Annotated in this window: 23 protein-coding genes and 1 tRNA gene; 17 read left to right on the top strand and 7 right to left on the bottom strand. The window is 71.6% G+C overall.

The features are described 5' to 3' along the window. Positions 1 to 103: 103 nt before the first annotated feature. Positions 104 to 283, top strand: coding sequence for a hypothetical protein (locus tag MKK64_RS06755; protein ID WP_243932810.1), 180 nt, complete (start codon positions 104 to 106; stop codon positions 281 to 283). Between the two features lie 796 nt (positions 284 to 1079). Here the strand turns inward: MKK64_RS06755 and MKK64_RS06750 are convergent. Further along, positions 1080 to 1154: transfer RNA gene (locus tag MKK64_RS06750), tRNA-Thr, on the bottom strand. Between the two features lie 275 nt (positions 1155 to 1429). On the opposite strand from MKK64_RS06750, the gene MKK64_RS06745 reads away from it, so the two are divergent. Then, positions 1430 to 1696: a hypothetical protein gene (locus MKK64_RS06745; protein WP_147858906.1), complete on the top strand. Its 267-nt coding sequence runs from the start codon at positions 1430 to 1432 to the stop codon at positions 1694 to 1696. 189 nt (positions 1697 to 1885) lie between these two features. Continuing rightward, on the top strand, positions 1886 to 2050 hold the full coding sequence (locus tag MKK64_RS06740; RefSeq protein WP_187274755.1) for a hypothetical protein: 165 nt from the start codon (positions 1886 to 1888) through the stop codon (positions 2048 to 2050). A 6-nt stretch (positions 2051 to 2056) separates the two neighbouring features. Here MKK64_RS06740 and MKK64_RS06735 read toward each other — a convergent pair whose 3' ends face one another. The 3 genes from MKK64_RS06735 to MKK64_RS28050 all read right to left on the bottom strand — a co-directional run bounded on the left by MKK64_RS06735 (position 2057) and on the right by MKK64_RS28050 (position 6110). Next, complete coding sequence (locus MKK64_RS06735) at positions 2057 to 2266, bottom strand: hypothetical protein (protein WP_243932808.1); 210 nt, start codon at positions 2264 to 2266, stop codon at positions 2057 to 2059. Between the two features lie 68 nt (positions 2267 to 2334). Continuing rightward, positions 2335 to 2697, bottom strand: a complete 363-nt coding sequence (locus tag MKK64_RS06730) for a hypothetical protein (protein WP_147726540.1) — start codon at positions 2695 to 2697, stop codon at positions 2335 to 2337. 209 nt (positions 2698 to 2906) lie between these two features. Beyond that, positions 2907 to 6110 carry an autotransporter serine protease gene (locus MKK64_RS28050; RefSeq protein WP_279593057.1) on the bottom strand — a complete coding sequence of 1068 codons (3204 nt, stop codon included), beginning with the start codon at positions 6108 to 6110 and terminating at the stop codon, positions 2907 to 2909. A gap of 518 nt (positions 6111 to 6628) precedes the next feature. Between MKK64_RS28050 and MKK64_RS06710 the strand changes: the two genes are divergently transcribed. From MKK64_RS06710 to MKK64_RS06660, 11 genes are all read left to right on the top strand, one after another. Continuing rightward, positions 6629 to 8002 (top strand): ABC1 kinase family protein, encoded by a 1374-nt coding sequence (locus tag MKK64_RS06710; protein ID WP_147726542.1) that lies wholly within the window; start codon positions 6629 to 6631, stop codon positions 8000 to 8002. A gap of 187 nt (positions 8003 to 8189) precedes the next feature. Then, the gene (locus MKK64_RS06705; protein ID WP_147726543.1) at positions 8190 to 8483 is read left to right on the top strand and encodes an aa3-type cytochrome c oxidase subunit IV; all 294 of its coding nucleotides are present in this window, start codon (positions 8190 to 8192) and stop codon (positions 8481 to 8483) included. A 156-nt stretch (positions 8484 to 8639) separates the two neighbouring features. After that, complete coding sequence (locus MKK64_RS06700) at positions 8640 to 9893, top strand: Re/Si-specific NAD(P)(+) transhydrogenase subunit alpha (protein WP_243932806.1); 1254 nt, start codon at positions 8640 to 8642, stop codon at positions 9891 to 9893. A gap of 22 nt (positions 9894 to 9915) precedes the next feature. After that, positions 9916 to 10365: an NAD(P) transhydrogenase subunit alpha gene (locus MKK64_RS06695; RefSeq protein ID WP_147726547.1), complete on the top strand. Its 450-nt coding sequence runs from the start codon at positions 9916 to 9918 to the stop codon at positions 10363 to 10365. A 3-nt stretch (positions 10366 to 10368) separates the two neighbouring features. Beyond that, complete coding sequence (locus tag MKK64_RS06690; RefSeq protein WP_243932803.1) at positions 10369 to 11766, top strand: NAD(P)(+) transhydrogenase (Re/Si-specific) subunit beta; 1398 nt, start codon at positions 10369 to 10371, stop codon at positions 11764 to 11766. Positions 11767 to 12041: 275 nt separating this feature from the next. After that, on the top strand, positions 12042 to 13694 hold the full coding sequence (locus tag MKK64_RS06685; protein WP_243932801.1) for a sensor histidine kinase: 1653 nt from the start codon (positions 12042 to 12044) through the stop codon (positions 13692 to 13694). 46 nt (positions 13695 to 13740) lie between these two features. Beyond that, entirely contained in the window at positions 13741 to 15558 is a 1818-nt protein-coding gene (gene recJ / locus MKK64_RS06680) for a single-stranded-DNA-specific exonuclease RecJ (RefSeq protein ID WP_147858907.1), read from the top strand. A gap of 86 nt (positions 15559 to 15644) precedes the next feature. Next, the gene (locus tag MKK64_RS06675; protein WP_243932789.1) at positions 15645 to 15929 is read left to right on the top strand and encodes a hypothetical protein; all 285 of its coding nucleotides are present in this window, start codon (positions 15645 to 15647) and stop codon (positions 15927 to 15929) included. 1077 nt (positions 15930 to 17006) lie between these two features. Next, positions 17007 to 17252 (top strand): NepR family anti-sigma factor, encoded by a 246-nt coding sequence (locus MKK64_RS06670; protein WP_243932787.1) that lies wholly within the window; start codon positions 17007 to 17009, stop codon positions 17250 to 17252. Continuing rightward, a complete protein-coding gene (locus tag MKK64_RS06665; protein WP_147844126.1) occupies positions 17249 to 17824 on the top strand; it encodes a sigma-70 family RNA polymerase sigma factor in 576 nt (191 codons plus the stop codon). Before MKK64_RS06670 ends, MKK64_RS06665 begins: the two co-directional genes overlap by 4 nt. Before the next feature lie 169 nt (positions 17825 to 17993). Next, on the top strand, positions 17994 to 19037 hold the full coding sequence (locus MKK64_RS06660) for a cytochrome-c peroxidase (protein ID WP_243932785.1): 1044 nt from the start codon (positions 17994 to 17996) through the stop codon (positions 19035 to 19037). A gap of 96 nt (positions 19038 to 19133) precedes the next feature. On the opposite strand, the gene MKK64_RS06655 is transcribed toward MKK64_RS06660, so the two are convergent. Next, positions 19134 to 19286 (bottom strand): hypothetical protein, encoded by a 153-nt coding sequence (locus tag MKK64_RS06655; protein WP_187274756.1) that lies wholly within the window; start codon positions 19284 to 19286, stop codon positions 19134 to 19136. A gap of 309 nt (positions 19287 to 19595) precedes the next feature. Between MKK64_RS06655 and MKK64_RS06650 the strand changes: the two genes are divergently transcribed. Both MKK64_RS06650 and MKK64_RS06645 read left to right on the top strand, forming a co-directional pair. Further along, a complete protein-coding gene (locus MKK64_RS06650; RefSeq protein ID WP_243932783.1) occupies positions 19596 to 20648 on the top strand; it encodes a hypothetical protein in 1053 nt (350 codons plus the stop codon). Between the two features lie 115 nt (positions 20649 to 20763). After that, positions 20764 to 21276: a hypothetical protein gene (locus MKK64_RS06645; RefSeq protein ID WP_243932781.1), complete on the top strand. Its 513-nt coding sequence runs from the start codon at positions 20764 to 20766 to the stop codon at positions 21274 to 21276. Positions 21277 to 21286: 10 nt separating this feature from the next. Here MKK64_RS06645 and MKK64_RS06640 read toward each other — a convergent pair whose 3' ends face one another. After that, a complete protein-coding gene (locus MKK64_RS06640) occupies positions 21287 to 22075 on the bottom strand; it encodes a MarC family protein (RefSeq protein ID WP_243932779.1) in 789 nt (262 codons plus the stop codon). 70 nt (positions 22076 to 22145) lie between these two features. Then, on the bottom strand, positions 22146 to 22880 hold the full coding sequence (locus tag MKK64_RS06635; RefSeq protein WP_147727163.1) for a class I SAM-dependent methyltransferase: 735 nt from the start codon (positions 22878 to 22880) through the stop codon (positions 22146 to 22148). Between the two features lie 189 nt (positions 22881 to 23069). On the opposite strand from MKK64_RS06635, the gene gloB reads away from it, so the two are divergent. Then, the gene (gene gloB / locus MKK64_RS06630; RefSeq protein ID WP_243932777.1) at positions 23070 to 23846 is read left to right on the top strand and encodes a hydroxyacylglutathione hydrolase; all 777 of its coding nucleotides are present in this window, start codon (positions 23070 to 23072) and stop codon (positions 23844 to 23846) included. Positions 23847 to 24009: the final 163 nt, after the last annotated feature.

The following is a 24009-nucleotide window of genomic DNA, read 5'->3' as shown; positions in this document are numbered from 1 at the left end:
GCGATCCTGTGGTGACGATGGCGCTAGCTCGACAAGCGAGTGTGGAGATTGGCGCATTGATCGAACACGCTCGGCACGCAGAGAAGAGGGTCGTTCAATACGCATGATCCTCGCCTACCACGCCGTCGCGGACATCCGTTGGGACTCGGCAGACATAGCGCGATCCAACAGGGTCGCCAACGAAGCCGACGCGGCTTTGCTGCGGTATCGAGAGCGCATTCGCGTTGCCGACGCCTTGGCGACCCGCGCGGGCCTTGGCCCCAGGTTCTCGCACCTGCGCTGATACCCTGGCCCGGCCACTCGCGGGCAAGGGGGTGGTGAAACGCCCCCCCTTCAAGTCGAGCCCGGCCGGGCCTCACGAACGCCGAGCGCGCAATCCCGTGCGGTCGGCATCCCTCGTGAGGATGCCATGAGCCATCACTTGACCCGCCGGGCGCTCGCCACCGGCTTCATCGCTCTACTGGCGACGCCTGAGACAACAGCCGCCGAGGCGCCAGCCGATCCGGTCCTGCAGGCTATTGCTGAGCACCGCGCTGCCGTTGTCCGCGATCGGCAAGCTATGGTGGCACTGGCGCATGCTCGGGCGGCCAACGCCCCAAACCTCGCCGCGGTCGTCGCTGAGCGGAAACACCTGTGCAAACTTCGGCATTCCCGCCGCCGCGATCTCCGAAAGGCCACGCCTTCGACCTCGGCAGGCATGGCAGCGCTGGCGACCTACTATGACAGTTTGGTGCCAACTCCTGACCCAGCGAACGTTGCCGATCAATGCCGCTGCGACCTCGTTGCGGCGCGGGGTCGAATGAACGGCGGAGGGCATGAAGCGCGTGGCGCTGATCGAACAGTATCGTCCACGCCCGCCCAGAAGCGAGGCAGAACCTGAGCATGGGGGCCATGGACGGTCGATCCTCAGACCGACCCATGGGTAAGCCAAGCCCGAGGCCCTTTGTCCGGGGCGGCGATCAGATACCGCGGGCGCCCCTAGCATCTCGAAATGCGCTGCTTGTTACCCTGGCTGTTACCCCAGGCCCAAGCGGCGCCTCGAAAAGGAGGGCAAAATGGCCGTAAGTCATTGCAATTTATGGTGCCGGTGGAGAGGATCGAACTCCCGACCTTCGGTTTACAAAACCGCTGCACTACCGCTGTGCTACACCGGCGGGCATTCCGAAACCCTTGACAGACCTAAGGGTTCTGGCGCGTCAGGGGCGTCTTTGACTACGTTTGACGGCGCTTCGTCAAGGCACGGGATGCGGCGCGGTCCCCGTCGCGATCCGCCCCGCCCGCCGGCCGCGACGCGCGACTCATCGTCGACTCCCCGTTCGTCGAAGCCCGCACATCGCTCGTTGCCGGACCGTCGGTCGCGGCGGCTGGCCGGAACAGTGCCCTGCGTGCCGCGATTGGTCCGTCGCCGCGACGAGGAACGGAGGGCGCGATGCCGAAACGGAACAGCAAGGCGTGGGCGCTCGGCGTGACGGCTGCGGCCCTCGCCTGGAGCGGCGCCGCCCTCGCGCTCTCGGGCGCGGCCCCGACGCCGCCGGGCGGGCAGCTCCCGGCGACGGCACCCGGGGGCACCGAGGGCATCGCCGGCCCGCGCAACGTGGATGAGGCGATCCGCAGCGGGAATGCATACGCGGTCCGACCCGATGGCTCTCGCAAGGTCCACCGGCGACAGCCGAGCGTCGATCCCTCCCGTCGATAGCCGGGTGGCCGACCGGCCTCGTGGTTCCGGTGGCGGTCGGCGATCCCGACGGTTGCCCGGGGGCGCCTCCGTCGGCGGAGCACTCGACGACGGAATGGAACTTGGCGAGTGAGCAGAGCTTGGCGAGGGAGCAGGGAACGCGCGCGCTGCTCGCCGCTTTGCCCGCGGATACATCCTGGGAGCGAGACGATGAGCGACGCCGACACCCCGCGACCGGGCGACGATCCGGCGCCGATCGGAGACCCGTCGCCGGGCCCCCAGGAGCCGACCGGCGATCCGATGCCCGACCTCGGCCCGACGCCGCCGATGGACGACGCGGCCGCGATCGCGCAGACCGAGGAGCAGCCGAGCTAGCGTCTCTCAGTCGACCCGCTTCCGGTATCGGTTGCCGGTCGCGTCGGTGAGGATGATCGCGGCCGTGGTCGCGGGATCGGCCGCGATGGCGGCCGGCGCGGTGATGGCCTCGGCGCGGCGCATCGATTGCGCCTGATCCATCGCAACGACGCCGAGCGCCGCCACGGTGATCGCGGACCACAATCCGGCTACGGCGACGGTGGGGATCTTCGGCACGCTGGAACCCTTACGATGGATCGTAGGATGCCGGTGATCGGTTAATGAGGCCGATCCACGGCGGGCGCTCAGTCCAAAAAGACGCGGACCCCGTCGGTGTTGAGGATGTCGCGCTGGTCGGCGCACCAGCGCTCGGCGCCGACCTCCGCGATCTCCCGGGCGAGGCGCTGCCCTTCCTCGTCGATCGCGGCCTGCGCCTGCCGGTGGCCGATCGCCTTGTCGAGGGTGGGACGAACCGTCCGGAGCAGCCCGTCCGACACCGTGTCGTCGATCGTGTAGGTCTTCCGGCAGTACAGCGTGATGCCGGCCTGCGCCCCGACGATGCGCACCATCCCCTGGACCATCTCGGCCTCCTCCTCGGCCGGGGACGGCGCGGCGAGACAGGGGCCGGCGCAGAGGATCAGGGCGAAGGCGACGCGTGCGTAGGTCATCGGCGGATCCATGGCCGACGACGCTCCCTCGGCGTCGCGACAACGTCTCAACACCCGAGGGCAACGCTCGGCTCCCTCGGCCGCTTGCGCGAGCGCCGTGACCCGACTCCGCGCGCGCCGCCGGCCGAGGCGTCCCTTGCGTCGCGGCGAGGCCCGGCCGTGGATCGTCGGCCGGGCCCGGGCGGCGCATCGGCGCCGCAAGCGGCGTATCAGAAGCGATAGGTGAAGTTGCCCTTCGCCGCATGGTCCTCGGCGCGGGACCCGACCTGCCCGGTATAGGCGATGCCGATCGTGGCGTTGGCCGAGACCCGCAGGTCGAGCCCGGCCTCGGCGACGAGGGCGTCGCGGTCGATCGGGATGCCGGCGGTCAGGAAGCTCGGTCCGGTGCCGAAGGCGAGCAGCGCCTTGGGCACGACGTCGCCGAAGGCGCGGCGGTAGCCGATCAGGCCATGGGCCGAGACCGGCGTCCCGAACCCGAGGTCGAGGCTCGTCTGCGCCCGGACGCCGGCGGTGGCCGCCCCGAGGTCGTAATCGCGGGCGAAGCTCGTGAGCGCCGCGAGGCCCCCGGTCTCCACGAAGCGGTCGCGCCCGATCGAGACGTAGGCGCCCCCGACGAACGGCTCGATGTAGCTGAGCGCCTGGACCGCCGGCGCGACGGGATCCTTCGAGACCAGCGCCGAGCGGCCCTCGCCGAGGAAGATCCGGTAGCCGATCTCGCCGAAACCCTGGATCGTCGAGCCCCCGGTGCGGGCGCTCGGCGTGTCGGTCAGCCCGGCGAACAGAGCGGTGCGGCGCGTGCGCGCCGAATTGTCGGCGTAGACCGCGCCCAGCCGCAGCGCGACCGGGCCGAGCTCGTAGCCGCCGTAGACGCCGCCGAAGCCGCTCTCGATCGTCGCCGATTGCAGGCGGCCGGCCGTGTCGAGGCTGGTCGTGGTGTAGCCGCCGGCCACGCCGACCCGGATGCCGTTCTCGAGGCGCACGTCGCCGCCGAGCACGAAGCCCGAGGTCTGGCGGTTGAGCCCGGCGGCGTTGCCGTCGGTCCGCGCCTGCCCGAAGGCGCCGAAGCCCTGGCCCCAGAACCCGGCGACCCGCGGATCGATCACCTGCATCGGCACCGGCGACGGCGCGACGCGGCGCCCCGGCAGGTCCGCCGTGTAGGTGGCGGGCAGGGTGCCGTAGCTCAGGCTCTCGGGCGCCCCGGGGGTGGAGCCCCAGCGCATCCGGTCGAGGATCGCCTCGCGGACGAAGAACGCGGTCTCGAACTCGGCCGAGACCGTGCTCGCGTGGATGTCGCCGGCCAGCGACCCGAAGGCGCTGCGCGCCGCCTCCGGGTTGGTGGTCACGAGGATGGTCTCGTAGAGGCGGTTGCCGGCGCCGAGGCCTTCGATGCCGGCACCGACCGCGGACTGGTTGCGCGTCGTGCCGACCGAGGCGAAGGTCGTCGCGTTGCGCGACACCGAGAGGTCGACGGCGTTGGCGCCGTAGGCGAGGTCGGTCCCGATGAAGGTGTAGCTCGGGGTCGCGAGGTCGAAGCGCCCGGCGACGCCGCCGGCCGCGGTCAGGATGGTGTAGCGCTGCCCGAGCAGGCTCCGGGCTTCGGCCGCGCTGAGCGGCGCGGCGGCGTTCTCCAGCGACACCGAGACGGTGCCGCCGGCGATCTGCGCCGTGCCGGCCGCCGCGATCCGGTCGCTGCGCCCGCCCGGCGCGACCTCGACGGCGTAGAGCGAGCCGGCCGCGAAGGTCGCGTTGCCGGCGACCGTCAGCGTCCCGATGCTGTTGCCCGGCGCGACCGTTCCGCCGCCGCGGACGTTGAGGGCGCCGACGCTGCCGCCGCCGCCGAGGGTGCCGCCCGCGTTGACGTTGGCCGTCGAGGTGATGGAGCCGTTGACCGCGAGGAGGCCGCCGTTCACCTCGGTGGTGCCGGTATAGGTGCTGGCCCCGGTCAGCTCGAGCACGCCGCCGCCGGACTTCGTCAGGCCGCCCTGGTAGGTGCGCGCGAGAAAGGCCTGGTCGCGGGCGACCCGCCATCCGTACTCGGCCTGCTCGTCGGGCGTCGCCGTCGCGGGCAGCCCGTTCGTCCAGCCGCGCGCCGCCTTCGTCTGCTCCCAGGCCGCGTGCTCGGCGCTGTCCTCGACGAAGCGCTGGCGCAGGGCCGCGTCGGAGATGTTGTTCGACCAGGTGTCGGCGACGCCGGCGCCGAGGCTGGCGTCGAAGCGGCCGAGGAACTGGCCCGGGCCGTTCATCGCGCGGCCGAGGTCGATCTTGCCCCAGCCGAAGACCTCGTTCGGCACGTCGGCGGGGCCGGTCCCGAGATGGGTGGCGGTGGTCAGCAGCACGTCGCGCGCCTGCTCGTTGGTCATGTAGGCGTAGCGCTCCATCACCAGCGCCAGGGCGCCGGAGACGTGCGGGGCCGACATCGAGGTGCCGCTCTTCACCCCGTAGCCGGCCTCGCCGGTCGTCAGGTTGACCACCGTCGAGGTGATGCTGCGGCCGGGCGCGGCGATGCACCAGTACTTGGCGACGCCGCAGCGGTTGAACTGGGTCTGGTCGGCGGCATTCAGGCCCGACGCGGCGATCCAGTCCTTCTCGAGGTCCGGCTGGAAGTAGGGCAGCGCCGCGCGGATGGTCGGGTTGTTGACCCCGGCGTTTCCGGCGGCGACGACCTGGATCACGCCGGCGCGGCCCGCATCCGCGATGGCGTTGAGCCAGCTCAGCTGGCGCGTGAAGGGGGCGTAGGCGGCCGTGAGGCCGGCCAGCGTGTTGTAGTTGTCGCGCGGCGGCGGGCTGCCCCAGCTGCTGTTGATCAGCCGTGCGCCCTGCGCGACGAGGTTGCCGTAGGCGCCCTTGAAGTAGGCGTAGTCCGCGTTCGGGCCGTAGATCGACGAGTCGGTGCCGTTGGTGTTGGTCGCGATCAGCTGGGCGCCGAAGGCGACGCCGTGGGTGCCGGTGCCGTCGCGGTTGGCGACGATGGTGCCGTCGACGTGGGTGCCGTGGTCGTCGTTGACGCCGCGCACCCAGGTGCCGGGCACCGAATAGGGCTGGCCGGCGGTGAAGAAGTCCGAGCGCGTCGTGCCGCTGTCGTAGCGGAAGCTGCTCGAGGAATAGCTGCCGGTGTTGGTGATCGCCCGAGCGCGACCGGCGAATTCCGGATGCGTCCCGAGGAACCCCGAATCCACCGAGCCGACCAGGACGCCCCTGCCGGTGATGCCGCGGGCATAGGCTTGGTCGGCGTTCATCGAGGCCTTGCCGTAATCGGCGAGGTATTCCGGGGTGCGCCAGCTCGCCGGGTCGCCGACGCGACCGGGATCCTGGTAGCCGGCCGACTGCGCCAGAGCCGCCGGGGAAACCGTCGCGCACAGGGCATAGGTCAGGCCTGCGACGCCGAGCGCGCGCGGACGAAAGGTCAAGGGCATGGATGTCACCGTATTCGAGTGAAGAACTACGGCCGATGGCGGCACGCGAAGGTGCGTGTTCTTTCCGAAGAATGCGATCGACGCATTCCTTCGGGCATTCACGATGTCTTGTCGATGCGCATCGTTCTTGAACTCAGTAACGTATGAGCCTCACGTTTCCGTGACTCAAGCTGGAAACGAATGGAAATCCCGATCGCTCGGGATTGTGGCCGGGCGGCAACATTCGCGCTGTGGAGGAGCGCCCTGCCGGCGCGGCGACGGCCGGCGGAGGGTGCCGCGACCCAGGGACCCAGCGCCCTGGCGGGAGGCGGCGAAGAGCTTATCTGCAGCCTCACGGAACGATCGTTCCCGGATGCCGCGATCCGCGGACGCGTCCGGACGCGCCGGTCCGTCGTGCGCGTCCCGAGGGTCCGGCGTCCGGTTCGTCGAGGGCAAGCACGTCGAAGCAAGATCCGGAGCGCCCGGTCCGACACGGTCGGATCGCGCTCCGCGGTCGGGGAGAGGTGCAGACCCAGCCGATGTCAGAGACCGATCCGGAAGCCAACCGCTTTTCCGCCCGCGCCAGCCGCTACGCCCGCGTCGGCGCCAATGTCGGCGGCGTCGCCGCGCGGATGGCGGGCGCACGCCTGTTCGGCAAGGAGGGCACCACCAACGCGGCGGCGCTCGCCCAGGCGCTCGGCGGCCTCAAGGGCCCGATCATGAAGGTGGCGCAGCTGCTCGCCACCGTGCCCGACCTGCTGCCGCCCGAATACGCGGCCGAGCTGCAGAAGCTGCAATCGGATGCGCCGCCGATGGGCGCGGCCTTCGTCAAGCGCCGGATGCAGGCCGAGCTCGGCGTCGGCTGGCAGGCGCGGTTCGAGCGCTTCGACCTAAAGCCCGCCGCCGCCGCCTCGCTCGGCCAGGTCCATCGCGCCACCGCGCTCGACGGCACGGCGCTCGCCTGCAAGCTGCAGTACCCGGACATGCAGTCGGCGGTGGAAGCCGATCTGAAGCAGCTCGAGGTCGCCTTCGCCCTGCACCGGCGGATGAATTCCTGGCTCGACACCCGCGAGATCGCCAAGGAGATCGGCGCCCGGGTGCGGGAGGAGCTCGACTACGCCCGCGAGGCCAAGCACGGCGCGCTCTACGGCGCCGTGCTCAAGGACATCGCGCAGGTGCGCGTGCCGGCGATCCACGAGGACCTTTCGACCAAGCGCCTGCTCACGCTCGGCTGGCTCGACGGCGAGCGCATCCTGAGCTTCACCGAGTCGCCGGTCGAGATCCGCAACCGCATCGCGCAGGCGATGTTCAAGGCGTGGTGGCACCCGTTCAGCCGCGCCGCGGTGATCCACGGCGACCCGCATCTCGGCAACTACACCGTGTTCTCGGAGGGCGGCGCGGGGGACCGGGAGCCGCAGGGCATCAACCTGCTCGATTACGGCTGCGTGCGGATCTTCCATCCGCGCTTCGTCGGCGGCGTGGTCGACCTCTACCGCGGCCTCCTCACCGACGACATGGCCCGGATCGTCCACGCCTACGAGGTCTGGGGCTTCAAGGACCTCGACAAGGAGAAGATCGAGATCCTCAACATCTGGGCGCGGTTCATCTACGGGCCGCTGCTGGAGGACCGCACCCGCACCGTCGCCGACGGGGTGAAGCCGGGCGAATACGGCCGGCGCCAGGCCTTTGAGGTGCACCAGGCCCTCAAGGCGCGGGGCCCGGTGACGGTGCCGCAGGAATTCGTGTTCATGGACCGGGCCGCCGTCGGCCTGGGCGCGGTATTCCTGCACCTAAAGTCCGAGCTGAACTACCACCGCCTGTTCGAGGCCGAGATCGAGCGCTTCAGCCTCGACGCCCTCGCCGCGCGGCAGGCCGAGGCGCTCGGCGCGGTGGGGCTGGCCCTGCCGGCCTGACCGGGGCGGCGGGCCGCGGAGGCGGCCTTCGCCGGCTCACGATCGCGTGTTCGGCGGGTGTTTTGTGCGCAAGTGAATTGAGGCCCAAGCGAAGCCGTGCGATGCCGGTTGCGGCCGATTGCGGCAGCAATAAGCTTGGGCTAAACCCGCACCCATCGAGAGTGGTAGCGTCGAGGACGAGCGCACGATGGCCGATACGAAGGGCGTTTCCGGGGTGGCCTACAGCCCCGCGATGGACGCGAAGACGCACGAGCAGACCTATCGGGGATTCGTCCGCTTCGTCGAGATCGCCACCGGGGTGGTGATCTGCTGGGTGCTCGCGCTGGCGGTCGGCGGCATCCGCGAGGCTTGGCTCACGGCGATCCTCGGCGTCGTCCTGTCGAGTGCGGCCGGCGCGCTCGGCGCCTTCGCTCCGAACATCGGCTGGCGCGCGCCTTGCGTCGTGGCCATCCTGATGGCGCTCTACCTCGCCTTCGCCTGAACGCTCGTCCTCTCCCTGAGCCCGGGACGGTCCGCGCCCCGCGCCCGGGCCTGCCATTACAATCGTAACGCTTCCGTCAGTCCGTCCGTTCAACCCGCCTCGAAAAGCCGTTCCATTTCGCGCATTCGGGAGCGGTCCATCGAGGGGAAATCCTGAATGCGCATCGCTGTCCTGTCGGAGACCGATTCCGCGGAACCGCGGGTCGCGGCGGTGCCCGAGACGGTCAAGAAGTTCCTGGCGCTCGGCGCGGACGTGACCGTGCAGTCGGGCGCCGGGCTGAAGGCCGGCATGCCGGATTCCGAGTACGAGGCCGTCGGCGCCTCGGTCGCGGCCTCGGCCGTGGAGGCCGCCCGCGACGCCGACCTGATCCTCAAGGTCCGCCGCCCCGCCGCCGAGGAGCTGAAGCTCCTGAAGCGGGGCGCCGTGGTCGTCGCGATCATGGACCCCTACGGCCGCGAGGCCGAGCTGCAGGCGATGGCCGAGGCCGGCGTCGACGGCTTCGCCATGGAGCTGATGCCGCGCATCACCCGCGCGCAGGTGATGGACGTGCTCTCGAGCCAGGCCAACCTCGCCGGCTACCGTTCGGTGGTCGACGGTGCCTCCGAGTACGGCCGCGCCATGCCGATGATGATGACGGCGGCCGGCACCGTGCCCGCCGCCCGCGTGTTCGTGATGGGCGTCGGCGTCGCCGGGCTCCAGGCGATCGCCACGGCGCGCCGCATGGGCGCGGTCGTCACCGCTACCGACGTGCGCCCCGCCACCAAGGAGCAGGTCGAGTCGCTCGGCGCGAAGTTCGTCGCCGTCGAGGACGACGAGTTCAAGCAGGCCGAGACCAAGGGCGGCTACGCCAAGGAGATGTCGGCCGAGTACCAGAAGAAGCAGGCCGAGCTGGTCGCGACCCACATCGCCAAGCAGGACATCGTCATCACCACGGCGCTGATCCCCGGGCGCCCGGCGCCGAAGCTCGTCTCGGCGGCGATGGTCGCCTCGATGAAGCCCGGCTCGGTGCTGGTCGACCTCGCGGTCGAGCGCGGCGGCAACGTCGAGGGCGCCAAGCCCGGCGAGGTCGTGGTGAACGATCGCGGCGTGAAGATCGTCGGCCACCTCAACGTCGCCGGCCGCCTCGCGGCGAGCGCCTCGGCGCTCTACGCGCGCAACCTCTACGCCTTCGTCGAGACCCTGGTCGACAAGGAGTCGAAGGCTCTGGCGATCAAGTGGGACGACGAGCTCGTCAAGGCCACGAACCTGACCCACGACGGCGCCGTCGTGCACCCGTCCTTCCAGCCGAAGGCCGACGCGGCGGTCGCCGACCGCCCGCAGGACGCGCCGCAATCCGAGCAGGCCTCGGTCGGGCTGTCGAAGACCGGGGTGTCGCAGTCACCCAGCACACAGGCAACGGGCGCGGCGTAGGCCGGTCGCGAGGAGCATAACGATGGCCAACATCCCCCCCGATCAGGCGGTCGACCAGACCCGCGTCCTCGCCGACACCGCGCGCTCGGCCGCCGCCGCCGCGCGCAACGCCGCCGACCAGGCCCAGGCCATCGCCGACGGCGTCGGCCACGGTCTCAGCGCCGTGACCCACGGCGCGGTCGACGCCACCGTGTTCCAGCTCGCGATCTTCGTGCTCGCGATCTTCGTCGGCTACTACGTGGTGTGGTCGGTGACCCCGGCGCTGCACACGCCGCTGATGTCGGTCACCAACGCGATCTCGTCGGTGATCATCGTCGGCGCGATCCTGGCCGCCGGCGTGCCCCTGATCGAGAAGGGCACCGGCTGGGCCCGCGCCTTCGGGTTCATCGGCATCGTGCTGGCGAGCGTGAACATCTTCGGCGGCTTCCTGGTGACCCAGCGCATGCTCGCCATGTACAAGAAGAAGGCCTGAGACATGTCCCAGAACGTCTCCGCCCTTCTCTACATCGTCTCGGGCGTCCTGTTCATCATGGCGCTGCGGGGGCTCTCGCACCCGACGACGTCGCGGCAGGGCAACCTCTACGGCATGATCGGCATGGCGCTCGCCGTGCTCACCACCCTGGTCGGCCATCCGCCGGCCGGCGCGGCCGCCTGGCTCCTCGTCATCCTCGGGCTCGCCATCGGCGGCGGCGCGGGTGCGGTCATCGCCAAGCGCGTGCCGATGACGGCGATGCCGCAGCTCGTGGCGGCCTTCCACTCGCTCGTCGGCCTCGCCGCCGTCGCGGGCGCGGCGGCGACCCTCTACGCGCCGCAGGCGGTGGGCATCCTCGAGAACGGCCACATCCACAAGGAGTCGCTGTTCGAGATGGCGCTCGGCGCGGCGATCGGCGCGATCACCTTCACCGGCTCGGTCATCGCCTTCGCCAAGCTCGACGGGCGCATGTCCGGCAAGCCGATCATGCTGCCGAGCCGCCACCTCATCAACATCGGCCTCGCGGTGGCGCTGGTCGTGCTGATCGCGGTGTTCATCGGCGGCGAGAGCAAGGTCGTGTTCTGGCTGATCGTGCTGCTGTCGTTCGCGCTCGGCGGCCTGCTCATCATCCCGATCGGCGGCGCCGACATGCCCGTCGTCGTCTCGATGCTGAACTCGTACTCGGGCTGGGCCGCGGCCGGCATCGGCTTCACGCTCGGCAACCTCGCGCTGATCATCACCGGCGCGCTGGTCGGCTCCTCGGGCGCGATCCTGTCCTACATCATGTGCCACGCGATGAACCGCTCGTTCATCTCGGTGATCCTCGGCGGCTTCGGCGGCGACGCGGCTGCGGCCGGCGGCGGCGAGGTCGAGACTCGGCCGGTCAAGCAGGGCTCGTCGGACGACGCGGCCTACATCATGAAGAACGCCGAGCGCGTCATCATCGTGCCGGGCTACGGCATGGCGGTGGCGCAGGCCCAGCACTCGCTCCGCGAGATGGCCGACCTGCTCAAGAAGGAGGGCGTCGACGTGAAGTACGCCATCCATCCCGTCGCCGGCCGCATGCCCGGTCACATGAACGTGCTGCTCGCCGAAGCCAACGTCCCCTACGACGAGGTGTTCGAGCTGGAGGACATCAACGGCGAGTTCCCGCAGGCCGACGTGGCCTTCGTGATCGGCGCCAACGACGTCACCAACCCGGCCGCCAAGACCGACAAGACCTCGCCGATCTACGGCATGCCGATCCTCGACGTGGAGCGGGCCAAGACCGTGCTGTTCATCAAGCGCGGCATGGGCTCGGGCTACGCCGGCGTCGAGAACGAGGTGTTCTTCCGCGACAACACGATGATGCTGTTCGGCGACGCCAAGAAGGTCGTCGACCAGATCCTCAAGAACCTCTGATCCGGGCTCCCCGGGGTCGGGGTCGAAGGGCGGGCAGCGATGCCCGCCCTTTTTTCGTCGCGCAGCCCCCGCGTCCTCGGCCGCGCCCCGGCGGCCCGCGCGAATGGCGCCGGAGCGACTTCAAGCGAGGCGGATCCCGGCTCGCGTGAAGAAAACGCGCGCTCTCAACGCGATGGAGCATCGCCCGTGATCCCTGGATCACGGGCGATGCTCCAGGCATGACAGACGTCGAGCGGGGCCCTACAACGCGCAACGCCGACCGCCGATCCGGCGCGATGGATCTCCAACCCGGGGCTGGCATGTCGCCCGAGACTTCCGATCCCGATCGACTGGCCGAGTTGGAAGCGTTCGCCGTCCTCGACACGGCACCCGAGGAAGCCTTCGACGACGCGGTGCAGATCGCCCGCACGATCTGCCTCGCCCCCGTGGCCCTAGTCAGCCTCGTCGCCGCCGACCGGCAGTGGTTCAAGGCCCGCGTCGGCTTCCCGCGCTGCGAGACCGACCTGAACGCGTCGGTCTGCAAGTACGCGCTCGGCGAGCCCGATCTCCTCGTCATCCCCGACCTGACGCTGGACCCGCGCACCCGCGACAACCCGCTCGTGACCGGCGATCCGCGGATCCGCTTCTATGCCGGGGCGCCGCTGCGCACGACGAGCGGCAGGGCGCTGGGCAGCCTCTGCGTGATCGACAACGTGCCCCGGCCCGACGGCCTCACCGAGGAGCAGGCGGACGCGCTGCGGCGGCTCGCGCGGCAGATCATGATCCTGATGCGCGAGCGGCGCCAGCTGGTCCGCCTGCAGGCGGAGGAGCGCCTGACCCGTGCCGCCTCGATCCGCCGGGCGGCCCTGATCGAGCTCGGCGACCACCTGCGCGACGTGGCCTCGGTGGCGGCGATGACCGCCAAGGCGGCGGAGATCGTCGGGCGGACGCTCAACGCGAGCCGGGCCGGCTACGGCGAGATCGACGCCAGCGGGGCGCAGGTCACCGTCCTCGAGGACTGGACCGCGTCCGGCGCCGACAGCCTCGCCGGGACCCACCGCTTCGCCGATTTCGGCCGGCTCGGCGCCTCGATCGAGCGCGGCGACGCCCTCGTCGTCCGCGCGGTCGCGGACGATCCGCGCACCGCCGCGTTCGCGGCTCCGTTCGCGGCGCTCGCCATCGGCGCGATGCTCGACGTGCCGGTGCGGGAGCGCGGGCGCACGGTGGGGCTGTTCTTCGTCCACGCCGCCGCGCCGCGCGACTGGCTGCCGGAGGAGATCGCCTTCGCCCGCAACGTCGCGGACCGGGTCCAGGTCGGCATCGGCCGCCTGCGGGCCGAGGAGCAGCAGGCGGTGCTCAACCGCGAGCTCAGCCACCGCATGAAGAACACGCTGGCGATGGTGCAGGCCATCGCGATGCAGACCATGCGCAACGCCACCGACCTCGAAGCCGCCCGCGACGCCCTCGCCAACCGGCTGATCGCGCTCGGCAAGGCCCACGACATCCTGCTCGACGGCACCCGCGAGAGCGCCAGCCTGGAGAAGGTCGTCCACGGCGCGCTGACGATCCACGACGATGCCCAGGCGGGCCGCCTGCGGCTGTTCGGGCCGCACGTTCAGGTCGGCTCCAAGGCCGCCCTGTCGCTGTCGCTGATGATCCACGAGCTGGCGACGAACGCCGCCAAGTACGGCGCCCTCTCGACGCCCGCGGGCTTCGTGGTGGTGGACTGGTCGATCGACCCGGAGGGCCGCGAGCCGATGGTCCGGCTGCGCTGGGCCGAGAGCGGCGGGCCGCGGGTCGCGCACCCGACCCGGATGGGGTTCGGCAGCCGCCTGATCGAGCGCGGCCTCGCCGGGGCGATCGGCGGCGAGGTCCGCCTGACCTACCCGCCCGACGGCGTGCTGTGCGAGCTGGCCGTGCCCCTGGCCGGGATGGAGGCCGACGAGTAGCGCCGACGCCCGCACGCGGACCGGGATTTGGCCGCCGTTGCGGTCTATGGTGCGCCCCGTGTCAGCCCTGCTTCCAGAGTCCCGCGCCTTCCTCGGCGTCACCCGGTCCATCCTCGGGCGGCCGTGGCGGGAGCGCTGCGCCGACCCGGCCGCGCAGGCCTACGCCGCGACCATGGTCCAGGCCCATGGCCTGCCGGAGCTGCTGGCCCGCGTGCTTGCCGGGCGCGGCGTCCGGCCGGACGGGTCGGAGGCCTACCTGCGCCCGCGCCTGCGCGACCTGATGCCCGACCCCGCCTGCCTCGTCGACATGGAAGCCGCCGCCGATCGCCTCGCGCGGGCGGTGCGGCAGGGCGAGAGCGTCGCGGTGTTCGGCGATTACGACGTCGACGGCGCCGCGAGCGCGGCCCTGCTGGCCGGATACCTGCGCGCGCTCGGCGTGCCGACCCGCATCCACATCCCCGACCGGATCACCGAGGGCTACGGCCCGAACACCGCCGCGGTCGCCGCGCTGGCGGGGGAGGGGGCGACCCTGCTGGTCTGCGTCGATTGCGGCACCAGCGGGCACGGGCCCCTGGCGGAGGCGGCGCGGATCGGCCTCGACGTGCTCGTCCTCGACCACCACGGCGCCCCCGAGCTGCTGCCGCCGGTGCGCGCGCTGGTGAACCCGAACCGCCTCGACGACCTGTCGGGCCTCGGCCATCTCTGCGCCGCGGGCGTCGTGTTCCTGACGCTGGTGGCCCTGGCCCGGACGCTGCGGGCGGAGGGGGCCTTCGCCGCGCGCCCCGAGCCGTCGCTGACCGACGCCCTCGACCTGGTGGCGCTGGCCACCGTCGCCGACGTGGTGCCGCTGACCGGCCTCAACCGCGCCTTCGTGGTCCAGGGGCTGACCGTGATGCGCGCCCGCGGCCGCCACGGCCTCGCGGCGCTCCTCGATGCCGCCGCCCTCGACGGGCCGCCGGAGGCGTGGCACCTCGGCTATCTCCTCGGCCCCCGCATCAACGCCGGCGGGCGCATCGGCGACGCGGGTCTGGGCGCGCGCCTGCTCACCACCGACGACCCCGCCGAGGCCGCCCGCATCGCGGTCGAGCTCGACCGCCTGAATCGCGAGCGCCAGGCGATCGAGGCGCAGGCCGTGGCGGAGGCCGAGGCCGAGATGGACCACGCCCTCGGCCGCGACCCCGATCGCCCGGTGCTGGTCGCGGGCAGCGCCGAATGGCATCCGGGCATCGTCGGGCTGATCGCGGCGCGGCTCAAGGAGCGCTTCGGCCGGCCGGCCTTCGCCTTCGCCCTGCGGCCGGACGGGACGGCCACCGGCTCGGGGCGCTCGATCGCCGGCGCCGACCTCGGCCACGCCGTCCGCGCCGCCGTCGCGGCGGGTCTCGCGACGAAGGGCGGCGGCCACGCCATGGCCGCGGGCGTGACTCTCGCCGGCCCCGACCTGACGCGCTTTGCCGCCTTCCTCGCCGCGGACCTGGCGGACGCGGTGGCGCAGGCGCGCGCGGTCGAGGCGCTGCTCGTCGACGGCACGGTCAGCGCCGGCGGCGCCACGGCCGAGACCGTCCGCCTGATCCAGCGCGCTGGCCCGTTCGGGCAGGGGGCGCCGGAGCCGGTCTTCGCCCTGCCGCGCCACCGCATCGTCGATGCCGGCCTCGTCGGCCACGGCCATGTCCGTGCGCGCCTGCGCAGCCGCGACGGGCAGGCGGTCGGCGCGATCAGCTTCCGCAGCGCGCAATCGCCACTCGGGCAGGCGATCCTGGCGGGCATCGGCTCGGAGTTCCACGTCGCCGGCACGCTCGCCTGCGACCGCTGGCGCGGGGCCGAGCGCGCGCAGGTCCGCATCTGCGACCTGAGCCCCGCCGCGTGATCGCCGCCGCCCCGCGCGATGCCGGTCCGTCCGCTCTCGCGACATCGTTAACGCGGCGTGGAGGCGCGCGGCCCTAAGCTGCGCGCATGCGCTCCTTCCTCCCCGCCGTCGCCCTTCTCCTCGCCGCAGCGCCGGCGCTCGCCGGCGGGGCCGAGGAATTCTTCATGGGCCGCCCGCCCTCGGCCGGCGTGGTGCAGGGCGGCGTCTTCGGGGCGGGCGGCTCGGACTACCTCGGCGAGATGCGCGACGACCGGTTCGCGGCACCGCGCGCGGTGCGGCCCGCCCGGAGCGCCCGCCGCGTCGTGCACGCCGCGCGCGTCCGGCCCGGCGATGCGTCGCCGGTCGTCGCACGGCCCTACTTCAAGCCCTGACACGGTTCTCGCGCGATCGAAGGGAGGCCGGATCCGGCAAGCCCGCGAAGCCCGGATCCGCCCTCCCGAAGCCACCCGCCGGATCGTCGTGACGCGATCGTCCCGATCCGGCCCAGCGTTTCATCCGCCGTGCCGCGTGGAGCCCATCACGTCGTGAGGGTCAGGGGCGATCCATATAAGCTTGACGCAAGATCAGACCGTGTCGAACCGGCGGCCTGTATTGCTGGAAGGCGTCTTCTATCGTCATGACGTTGCGTTTCGTTGCCGTCGCGGCCGCTCTCGTCATCGGCGTTTCCGCCCCCGTCTCGCCCGCGCGCGCGTTCAGCTACGAGGCCCCCGTCGACCGCTTCGCGCCGCCGTCCCCCCCCCTGACGACCTGACCACGGGTTCGGTCGGGATCGGCGGCGACGGCACGCCGCGCACCGGCGGATGCGTGCCGAGCTCGGCGAGCGAGGGCGACGCCAACCGGCAGACCCGGCCGGTGAGGCAGTACGGCCAGACCAGCGGCGGCAGCCGTTGCTGAGCGGGACGCGGACCGGGATCGAGACCATGACGCTGTTCGACGACGCGATGATCGGCGCCTTCGTCTGCGGCCTCGTCGTCACCGCCTACGGCTCCGTCAGCGTTCCGATCGCGCTCTGACGGACGGCGCCCATCGTTCTCGCGAGCCGAAGAGGACGCGGTCCCCCTCTCCCCAGCGGGAGAGGGGCCGCGCTGAGCTTCGACGATGCATCCGCGCCCTCGGCCGGGACGCCGCGGCGCGCCGCCGGCTGCCGCCGCCCGAAGTCCAGACCGTCAGGTTTCGAACATTGGAATGTAACCAGATGTATCAAGGTTGCGAAAAACATACAAATTGACAAAGTCGCCAGCTTGACCATAAGATGATGTCGCGGCCTATGGTGATGAATTCTAGGTGAATGTCTTTTTCAGACTTGATTAAACCGCCCGGCCCTAGCACCCGTAGCCACGGCGACGGACCTGGCGTCCGCGACGCACCGGAGGCCTGAGGGCCGCGCCCGGTCGTTCGCAGGCGGTCGGGTCGCGAGGCGTCGCCCCGCTTTGCCAGGACGGCCGACGATGCACGACATCTCCGACGAACGCGGTGCCGACGACGCGATCGGGCGCGTGGCCGGCGATGCCGTGCCGACGCCCGAGCGGCGGCCGCGCGGCGGCGACCGGCGGCTCGATCCGGAGACGCGGCGCCGGATCGGGCGCAGCCTGCGGGTGCTCTATGCGGGCCTGCTCGCCCAGCCGATCCCCGAGCGGTTCGAGGCGCTCGTCGCGGAATTCGCCGCCCGGTCGGAAAAGGAATCCGCGCGATGATCCAGGCCTGTGCCCCCGTCGGAACGCCCGCCGGCGCCGACGCCGAGATGCGCGACCTCCTGCTCGGCGCGATCCCGGCGCTGCGCGCCTTCGCCTTCTCGCTGACCTACGATTTCGACCGCACCGACGACCTCGTGCAGGACACGCTGATGCGGGCCTGGACCAAGGCCGAGAGCTTCCGCCGCGGCACCAACCTCACGGCGTGGCTGTTCACGATCCTGCGCAACCTGTTCTATTCCGAGCAGCGCAAGCGCAAGCGCGAGATCGAGGATGCCGACGGCGGCCATGCCGGGCGGCTGACCAGCCTGCCCGAGCAGGAGGTCCGCGTGGAGATGCGCGCGTTCCAGAGCGCGCTGAACCTGCTGCCGCTGGCCCAGCGCGAGGCGCTGGTTCTCGTCGGCGCGCAGAGCTTCACCTACGAGGAGGCGGCCGAGATCTGCGGGGTCGCCGTCGGCACGATCAAGAGTCGGGTCAGCCGCGCGCGCGGGCGGCTGATCGAGAGCCTCGGCATGGACGACGCCGGCGACGTCGGCACCGACGCCCGCACCCGCGCCGCCCTCGACGCCCGCTGATCGCCGCCCCGGATCGGGGCGGGGGCATGACGTCGCGGCATGTTCGCTGAGGTTCAAGTTATCGTTGAGGTTTCGGGAATATAATTCTCGGGCAGGACCATAATCGAAACGAAGGCTTTACGGATCTGCAAGACATCGCATCGTAGACCCTCCCCTTGGGAGCTCTGCGATGCGATGGAAGCTCGGCGGCGGTATCGCCGCAATTGTGATGCTCGGTGCGGTTTGCGGTCCGGCCGCGAGCGGACCGGCGGCGCAGCGGGCCGCCTGGCGCGAGGCCTATGCACCGCCTTCCGCGATCCCATTCCCGGAGACCAATCCCTACGCCCAGGCCAAGGCGGAACTCGGCCGGAAGCTGTTCTTCGATCCGATCCTGTCGGCCGACCGCGACCGGGCCTGCGTGACCTGCCACCTGCCCGACCTCGCCTGGGCGGACGGGCGCAAGCGCGCGCCGGCCCGCAACGATTCCGACATGGACCTGCGGACGCCGAGCCTGCTCAACATCGCCTGGCAGGAGGGCCGCTTCGGCTGGGACGGCAAGTTCCGCGACCTCGAGAGCGTCGCCTTCGTCCCGATCAGCGCGCCCGGCAACATGGGCCTGCCCGCCGACGACGCGGTGGCGCGCCTGTCGGCGGATGCCGCCTATGCCGCCGCCTTCGCCGAGGCCTTCGCCGATCCCGGCGTCACTAAGGACCGGATCGAGGCGGCGCTCGCCACCTTCCAGCGCCTGATCGTGTCCGGCGTGAGCCCGTTCGACCGCTGGATCGCGGGCGACGAGACGGCGATCCCGGTCGCCGCCAAGCGCGGCTTCGACCTGTTCAACGGCCGCGCGAACTGCGCCGCCTGCCATGGCGGCTGGGCCTTCACCGACGGCTCGTTCCACGACATCGGCACGGCGACCGGCGCGGATCTCGGACGCGGGCGCTTCGTGCCGAGCTCGGAGGCCCTGCGCTACGCCTTCAAGACCCCCGGCCTGCGCGAGGTCGCCGGCCGCGGCGCCTACATGCACGACGGATCGATCGCGACGCTGGAGGCGGTGATCGATCTCTACGACCGCGGCGGCATCGCACGCCCGAGCCGCTCGCCGGAGATCCGCCCGCTGAACCTCACGAGCGCGGAGAAGGCCGACCTGCTGGCCTTCCTGCAGACGCTCACCGCGCCGGCCGGGAACGACCGCGCCCTCGCGGACCTCACCGGCGACGCGCCGAAGCCGTAACCGGGCCGGACGGCGGGCGCGGCCCCGGATGCGTCCGCGGCGCCGTCGCCGGCAGCATCGTCGCGCGCCCCTCGATCCACCTGGCTCGGGAATGCCCTAGCGGAACAGCGGCAGCCCAGCGCCGAGCAGGGCGAGGCCGGTCACCAGAAGCACGCCGCCGCAGGATTCGAAGGTGGCGGCGCGCAGGCCCGCACGCGGCGCGAAGCCGGCCAGCCCGATCCCGGCACCGAGGCTCGCGAGACTTGCCAAGCCGATCATCCGCAATCCCCCCACGCTTGGTCCGGCCGGCGATGTCGGGTTCCGGCCGCGCCAGGATCGCCGGCCAACACTGAGCGAAGTCTTGCGCGGCCGTCCGAAGAGCTGGGAATCCGCGTCCATGCTGAATGGCGCGTTGCCCGGCACGGCGCCCTAGACGGGATTCGCTTTCAGCCGATTCTACCCGGCACCCACAGCGTTAACCTTTTCGACACGGACGTTAACAAACCCTTGGCAAAATCCGGCGGCTTAGTTCTAAATGCATCGGTAAGCACTGTTCTGACCCGTTGTGACGAGGCTTCGATGCGGACCTTTGAGTGGCGTTGCTCTTCTCCGTTTCTTGCCGGCGCCCTAGCCCTTCCCGCGACCCTGCTCGCCAGCAGCGAGGCCAGCGCCCATGTGAAGTGGTTCTGCGCCTACGACGTCGCCGGCCAGCCCCGCGGCCTCGAGCAGGTGCTCTGCCTCGACTTCGAGTGGCTCGTCGGCCTGTCGGTCCTGTGCCTGATGTTCGGGTGCCTCGCCGAGGGCACCCCGCTCGGCACCGCGCTGCTCAACGCCCTGGACCGGGTCACCGCGCGGCTGCGCACCGACACCGCATTGCTGGTGCGGGCGACGCTGGGCTTCTTCTTCGTCTCGCTCTGGACGCTCGGCGGCATCATCCTCACCCCCGAGCTCAAGACCGACGCGGCCTGGATCCCGTGGTTCCAGCTCGCGCTTGCGGCCTGCCTGATCTGGCACCGCACCCTGCCGCTGGCCGGCGCCGGCATCGTCGTGCTGTTCGGCTACGCGACCTGGAGCTACGGCGCGTTCCATCTGGCCGACTACCCGGTCTTCCTCGGCGTCGCCGCCTACCTGATCCTCACCGGCCTCGACCGCACCCTCTACGGCATCCGCCCCATCGACGTGGTCCGCGCCGCCGCCGCCGTCACCCTGATGTGGGCCTCGGTCGAGAAGTGGGCCTACCCGGAATGGACCGCGCCGCTCCTGGCCGCCAAGCCCGAGATGACCTTCGGCGCCTCGCCCGAGCTGTTCATGAAGGCTGCCGGCGTCGTCGAGTTCACCCTGGCCTTCGCCCTGATCTGGACGCCCCTGGTGCGCCGCACCGCCGCGATCATCCTGGCCGCGATCTTCGTCTCCGCCGTGTTCGAGTTCGGCAAGGTCGATGCGATCGGCCATTCCGGGATCATCGTGGTGCTGATCGGCATCGCCGCCGACGACGCCCGCAGCGCCGTCCGCCGCCGCGACGTGGCGCTGGCCCCGGCCTACTACGCGGTGGCGCTCACCGGCTTCCTCACGCTCTACTACGTCGGCCATGCGGCGATGTACGGCGCGCTGTTCTCGGCGCCCGTGATCTGATCTGATCGACGCGGAAGACGGGCGGGCGGCCTCCGAGAGGGGGCCGCTTTCGCATGTCCGGTGTTCGGACGGGTCGAAGGCGCGGAGGATCGGCGTGCGGTGGGGGAGGGCGGGCATGGCGCTGGCTCTGGGCGGGCTCGCGCTCGCCGGCGCCGTGCTGGTGGCGCGCGGGCCGGAGCCCGGGGGCATCGAGGACGTGTGGCTGCTGTTCGGCGCGCCCGACCGCGGCGCGGTGGACCTGCCGACCGTCTCGCGAAGCGCGGGCGACGCGCTCGCCTGCCCGCCCGGCCAGTGCCGCGCGGTCTCGGATCGCGTGCCGCCGGTGCTGCCGGTGCCGGGCGAGCGCCTGCGCGCCATCGTCGCCGCGGTGGCGGCCGAGGAGCCGCGCACCGAGCTGGCCTTCCAGGCCCGCTGGGCCGAGGAGGACCGCTACGTCGTCCGCTCGGAATGGCTGCGGCTGCCCGACACGGTCGCCGTCGCGATTCTCGGCGCCGGCGAGGGCCGATCGACCCTGGCCCTGTACGCCCGCCCGCAATTCGGGTTGCTCGATGCCGGCGGCAACCGGGCCCGCCTGGAGCGCTGGCTCGACCGGATCGAGGGTTTGGCGCGGGCCGAGGCCGCGCGGTGACGCGGGCGTCTCAGCGCGCGGCGAGCAGCGGCCCGAACACGTCGATCACCCCGTTGATGGTGATCTGGGTGCCGACGCAGAGCAGCAGGAACGCGAACAGCCGGCCGAGCACCCGCGCCCCGATCGGCCCGAGCAGGCTCACCACCCGGTCGGCCGAGGCGTAGATCAGCGCCACCGTCGCGGCGACGCCGAGCGCGGCCAGCGACACGCCGACGTAGAAGCCGAGCCGCTCGGCCATCACGGCCGGACGGTTCGAGCCGAGGGTGATCGCCACCGCGATGGTGCCCGGGCCGGTGGTGAAGGGCAGGGTCAGCGGGAAGAACGCGATCTCCGACAGGGGATCGACCGATCTCTGCCCATCCGCCGGCGGCTGGGCGGGAGCGGCGGCCGCCGCCGCTCGGGGCGCGGTCGGCGCCGCCGCTTGGCTTCCGGCTTGCGCTGCCGCTTGGGTCGCTCCTTGTCCCGTCGTCGAGGAGACCTCGGCCTGCTTGCGCGCCTCGCGGGCTTCCGGCCGGTTCAGCAGCCCCCCGGCGGAGGCGCCGACGACGAGCCCGCCCGCGATGCGGAGCGCGCCGAGCGACACGCCGAAGAAGTTGAGGATCGGCGCGCCGGCCCACAGCGCCGCCAGCATGATCAGCAGCGCGTATCCGCCGATCCGGCCGGCGAGCCAGACCCGGTCGTCGTGGCTGTGCCCCGCCGTCACCTGCGCGAAGATCAGCGCCCCGCCGAGCGGGTTGACGATCGAGAACAGGCTCGAGAGCGCGAGCAGGAACTGCTGGATGGCCGCTTCGACGCTCATGGTGTCTTCGCGATCTCCGTCGAGACGGGGTTGGGCCGGGCCGCCGGCGTCGGCGTGCGGAGCGTCGGGCTTAACCCGGCGCGGGCGCCGGCACGAGCACCCGCGCGGGCGCGAGGCGGCGGGCGCGGTGGACCTGCTGCACGGTGATCGGCCGGTAGAGCTGCTTGGTGGCGTGCACCACGTGGAGGCCGGCGAAGGGGAGCGAGAGGCCCGTCCCGACCCGCTCCCAGGCGGCGGCGGTCTGCAGCATCACCCGCGAGCGCAGCGGCGGCATGTAGAGCGTCTCGGCCCAGTCCTCCGGCGAGAACAGCGTATCGCGCATCAGCCGGCTCAGCTGCGAGCGGCTGTAGGGCTGGCCGTGCCCGAACGGCGTCGCGTCGCGCCGCGCCCAGACCCCGCGCCGGTTCGGCACGACGAGGATCATCCGCCCCCCCGGCGTCAGCGTGCGCCAGACCTCCCGGAGCAGTTCCGTCGGGCTCTCCACCGCCTCGAGCGCATGCACCAGGATCACCCGGTCGATCGCCGCATCCGGCAGCGGCATCATCGTCGGGTCGGCGAGCGCCGAGCACGAGCGGCCGGCGCCGGGCCAGTTCACCACCCCTTGCGTCGCCGGCATGAAGGCCAGCGTCCGCTCGGCGATGCAGTGGACCGGGCTCAGATAAGGCACCGCGTAGCCGAGCCCGAGCACGCGCAGGCCGGAGACCGAGCCGAGGAAGCCGTGCAGGGTGCGGGCGACGATCCGGTGCGTCGTAACGCCCAGCGGCGTGGCGTAGAAGGCCCGCAGGTCGGTGACGTCGAGGCGCATGGGTCGGAGCTGGAGCGGCGTCGGGGAAGGCCGGCGTCCCGGCCCGATGGCGATTCAATGGGGCCGGGCACCCGCCGCGACAAGGCGCAGGCGGCGACTTGCAGGGCGACGCGCCGGGGAACCCCCCGGTTTCCGCATCCGTTCCCCGCCCGATACGGCCGGACCGGCCGCGAGCCCGGAGACGCGTTCATGGCCACGGCCCCCGAGATCCGCACCTTCCTGTGCCGCAGCGACAACATCGGCGTGCTCATCCGCGACCCCGCCACCGGCGCCTGCGCGGCGATCGACGTGCCGGAGGCGGCGCCGGTCCTGGCGATGCTGACGCAGACCGGCTGGCGGCTCACCGACATCCTGGTCACCCATCGCCACGGCGACCACATCGCGGGCATCCCGGAGGTCAAGCGCGCGACCGGCGCCCGCGTCACCGCCCCGGCCAAGGCCGGCCCGGCGATCCCCGACGTGGACCGCACCGTGTCGGAGGGCGACGCCGTCCGGGTCGGCGACCTCTCGGCCGAGGTGTGGGAGACGCCGGGGCATTGCGCCGACCACGTCACCTACTGGTTCGCCGAGCCGGGAATCGTGTTCTCCGGCGACACCCTGTTCACCCTCGGCTGCGGCCGGGTGATGGAAAGCCCGCCCGAGACCCTGTGGCGGTCGCTCGAGCGGTTCCTGCCGCTGCCGGATGCGACACAGGTGTACAGCGGGCACGATTACGTGCTGTCGAACGCTCGCTTCGCGGTCGCAGCAGAGCCCGGCAACGCGGATCTGCACGGCCGCCTGCGCGAAGCGGAAGAGCTAAAATCCTCCGGCCGCTTCCTGGTTCCCTCTACGATGGCGGCGGAACGGGCGACCAACCCTTTCCTGCGGAGCGGCCTGCCGGCACTGAAGACGGCGGTGGGACTCGACGAAGCTGCTGACTCGGCAACGGTTTTTGTTGCACTGCGAGAATGGAAGAACCGCTTCTGACGCACAGGTTTTCAAGGAAATTTTGTTGCCTTCTCAAAGAGAAGTGAACATAGGACATTCGACAGGCGCTAAACCGTCTGATCGATAGGCTCCCGGAGGGAGGCTCGACGTCAACGGAAGCGTGTTCCCGCTTCTTTCGGTCAGATGGGGGTCCGTCTCGCCT

This window comes from Methylobacterium sp. E-025, assembly GCF_022829705.1.
GTDB lineage: Bacteria > Pseudomonadota > Alphaproteobacteria > Rhizobiales > Beijerinckiaceae > Methylobacterium.
This window is presented reverse-complemented; position numbering and strand designations above follow the sequence as displayed.